Raw genomic sequence first — 3438 nt, forward strand, 5'->3', positions numbered from 1 at the left:
ACGCCCCATTCGACGTGCACTTCGGGCTCGCCGACCAGCTCCGCGAGATGCGAGCCGACGTCCTCACGAGCGTCTACCAACAACACCCCGAACGGTTCGTCCGAAAGCCACCCCAGCCACCGAAACTGCCCGAGGCCGCCTGGATCAACAAGCCGGCCGACCTCCGACACGACGATCAAACGATCCCGGCACAGCGATAGAACGAACTACCTGCCTTGATCACGTTGACAGGTTCCGTGTCGGCTCGTAAGGACAAGGGTTCGCTTTCGCTCGCCCGCTCGGACTTCCCCTTCGCTTGTGGCGTGATGATGGCCCATCGTGCCCTTGAGCTTGACCACCTCGGCTCAGCACCCCCGCGTCACCGCAGACGCACCCGAGGCTGGGGACCGGCCATCGGTCACAGGCCGGGGCAGTCGACTCCTCTCCTTGCAACTACCACTGCATGACAGCGACTTCACGTCGCACTGAAAGCGCGAGGCTAGGACTCGATCGACGAGGCCGTCGGCAGTGCCCGACGGGCCGAGCCTCGGGTGTATCGGGCCGCCGGCTTTCCCGGGCTGTGTGAGATTTCGTGAGACGTGAGAGGGTCTGGGGCGTGAGTGAGACACCACCCAACACCCTGCAATACCGCTTCGACGGACCAGAAGACGCTCCGGTTCTGATCCTGGGTCCCTCACTGGGTACCACATGGCACAGGTTGTAGAGACCGTCCGGGGGCGTCTACGTCGGTCCAGCGTGGGCACGAAGTACCAGGTCAGGGCAGTCTGGTCCGGGAGGGGACGCCCAGTTGGTGATGGCTGTGTGATAGGCGAGTGATACGGCGTGGCCCCGCGGGGGTCCGTCCTGCGGGGACTTTGAGCAGAGCCGTGAGACGACGAAGTCATCGGAGCGCTCCGGTGCGGCTTCGCCTGAGATCGGCTGCGCTGGGCGCGCACGATGCGGTTGGCGGTTCATGCGGTTCGTGTTCCTGTGACGCTTCCTGGGTGCGCCTACTTTGCGATTGCACTCGTCGGGGCAGCAGCCCATGTATTCCTGGCGTGCGTTGTCAGTGCCCCCTTGTACCGTCCGGATGTGCCACGCAACCAGCGCTCCTTGAGCGACCAACAAGCCCAGTGGGTACTCCAGTCCATCGCCGGCGGCCACGTCACAAGGGCGGAGGCTGCAGAGGAACTGGGTGTATCCCGCGCGGTGATCGACGGCATCGTCGGGGGCCGGAGCTACCGTCACCTTTCCCGGCCTACGCCTCTGCCGCTACCACGACCGCGCACCTACCGCGGCAGCGCAGAAACGCCAGAGCGCAGAGCCTTGCGGGAGGCACAGTTCTGGACATCAGTGGACACGTCACCGGGCGAGGCTAATTGCTGGCCCTTCCGCGGCCCGCTCAACATCGACGGCTACGGTCAGTACTACGCCGGACGGACCCTGATCGGTACCGTCAGTGCCCATCGGGTTGCGTATGTGCTGGCTCATGGCCTGGCCTCGAACCTTCCCGCACACAGGCTCGTTCGGCATCTATGCGCCAATCCCCCCTGCTGCAATCCGGCACACCTGACGGTTGGCTCGCAGCGAGACAACATGACGGACCGCTTTCGCCTTCATCGGGACCGGCCTGGCCCCCACGCGGTGCGAACCTTGATCCCACCGCCTCCCGGCGGGTGGAGGGTGATGAGCGGCGACCTGAAAGAGCTGGCACGAAAGGCACTCGAGGCGGAGTTCTGGCGGAAGATCGACCGCAGCGGCGGCGATGCCGTGTGCTGGCCCTGGATGGCGGCGAGTCGGCATGACTTCGGATACGGCTTCGTGTACTGGGAAGGTCGCCACACGCAGGCTGCCCGGGTCGCTTATGTCCTGCACCACGGTCTAACCCTGGCGTGTATCGACAGTGCTCTTGTTGTTCGGCATCTGTGTCCTAGAGGCAGTAATCCGGGCTGCTGCAACCCGCGCCATCTCAAGCTGGGGACACAAAAGCAAAACATGCATGATCGTCTGGCGCAGGGCAAGTATGACCGGGGAGATGACCACTTCGCGACCAAGGTGTCCAACCGGGAGGTCAGGGCATTGCGGGAGGAGTACTGGAACGCTCCTCATGGGAAGCGGCCTAAGCTCGAAGTCCTTGCCCAGCGCCATGGCGTGTACTGGGGGACCGTTCACCGTTGGTTGCGCGGGGCCGGCCGCCAAGAAGCAGGCGGCCCTACCGGCGAACTGGAGCCCGAAGCGGAGGCACGGACAAACCATGCACGCGGCGAAGCCCACCGCATGGTGAAGATTTCGGACGCTCGGGTGCGCGAACTGCGCGAGACGTACTGGAGCATGCCCACGAAGCAGCGGCCGTCCACCGTGTCGCTAGCCGCACGGTTGGGCACCGACTCCAAGACCGTGTGGAACTGGCTGCACGGAAAGTCGCGGCTGTCGGCTGGCGGCCCCACCAGCTCCCCTGAGAACAGCGGGCAGCAATCCGGGAAAGGGCCCATACCTGATCGGCAGTCGTGACGAGCTGCACTGGTGTCAGCGGGATCCCTCGGGCTCGATCACCGCCGTTCGGCTCGGAACAGTCAATGGGTTGGTAGTGTCCTGCGCCGGAGATCCGTCGGCAGTATCGGGCAAGGGATTCGAGGATCTCCTCGGCGGTCTTGGTCCAGATGAACGGCTTGGGGTCTGCGTTCCAGTCCTTGATCCAGGCGCGGATGTCGGCTTCGAGGGTCTGGACGTTCTTGTGTGCGCCGCGGCGGATCTTCTGGTCGGCCAGAAAGCCGAACCACCGCTCGACCTGGTTGATCCACGAGGAGCCGGTCGGGGTGAAGTGCATATGGAAGCGGGGGTGCTTGGACAGCCACGTCCTGATCGCGGGTGTCTTGTGGGTGCCGTAGTTGTCACAGATCAGGTGGATCTGCAGATGGGCCGGCACCTCTTTGTCGACCTTGACCAGGAACTTCTTGAACTCCGCCGCTCGGTGCCGGCGGTGCAGGGAGCTGATGACCTCGCCGGTGGCGACGTCGAACGCGGCGAACAGTGTGGTCAGGCCGTTGCGGACGTAGTCGTGGGTGCGCCGCTCGGGCATGCCGGGCATCATCGGCAGCACAGGCTGGGAGCGGTCCAGGGCCTGGATCTGCGACTTCTCGTCCACCGAGAGGACCACCGCGCCGTCGGGCGGGTTGAAGTACAGGCCGACGACGTCGTAGACCTTCTCGACGAACAACGGGTCCGTCGACAGCTTGAAGGTGTCGGTCAGATGCGGTTTGAGCTGGAACTTCCGCCAGATCCGGCCGACGGTGGACTTGGACAGACCGCTGTGCTCCGCCATCGACTTGCGCGACCAGTGCGTGGCGTTCTTCGGGAGCTGTTCCAGCGTGGTGACGACGACTGCCTCGATCCGGTCGACGCCGATGATGGGCGGCCGGCCCGGCCGGGGCTCGTCAACGAGGCCGTCCAGGCGGTCGG

At 64.9% G+C, this 3438-nt stretch carries 1 protein-coding gene and 2 pseudogenes; 2 read left to right on the forward strand and 1 reads right to left on the reverse strand.

Annotated elements, in window-relative coordinates; translation table 11 throughout:
• Together B9S61_RS27090 and B9S61_RS43560 are read left to right on the forward strand one after the other, a co-directional pair.
• Nucleotides 1-200 (forward strand): annotated as a pseudogene (locus tag B9S61_RS27090) (hypothetical protein); the annotation flags it as partial.
• A 736-nt stretch (nt 201-936) separates the two neighbouring features.
• Nucleotides 937-2490: an HNH endonuclease gene (locus B9S61_RS43560; protein WP_181007555.1), complete on the forward strand. Its 1554-nt coding sequence runs from the start codon at nt 937-939 to the stop codon at nt 2488-2490.
• Between the two features lie 76 nt (nt 2491-2566).
• Here B9S61_RS43560 and B9S61_RS27100 read toward each other — a convergent pair.
• A pseudogene (locus B9S61_RS27100) lies at nt 2567-3438 on the reverse strand (IS630 family transposase); the annotation flags it as partial.

The organism is Streptomyces sp. SM1, assembly GCF_002910825.1.
Classification (GTDB): Bacteria; Actinomycetota; Actinomycetes; order Streptomycetales; family Streptomycetaceae; genus Streptomyces; species Streptomyces okerensis.

Bases quoted from the DNA above. Each gene is read 5' to 3' on its own strand.
- B9S61_RS43560 (WP_181007555.1), top strand. From the start codon at position 937: ATGCGGTTGGCGGTTCATGCGGTTCGTGTTCCTGTGACGCTTCCTGGG.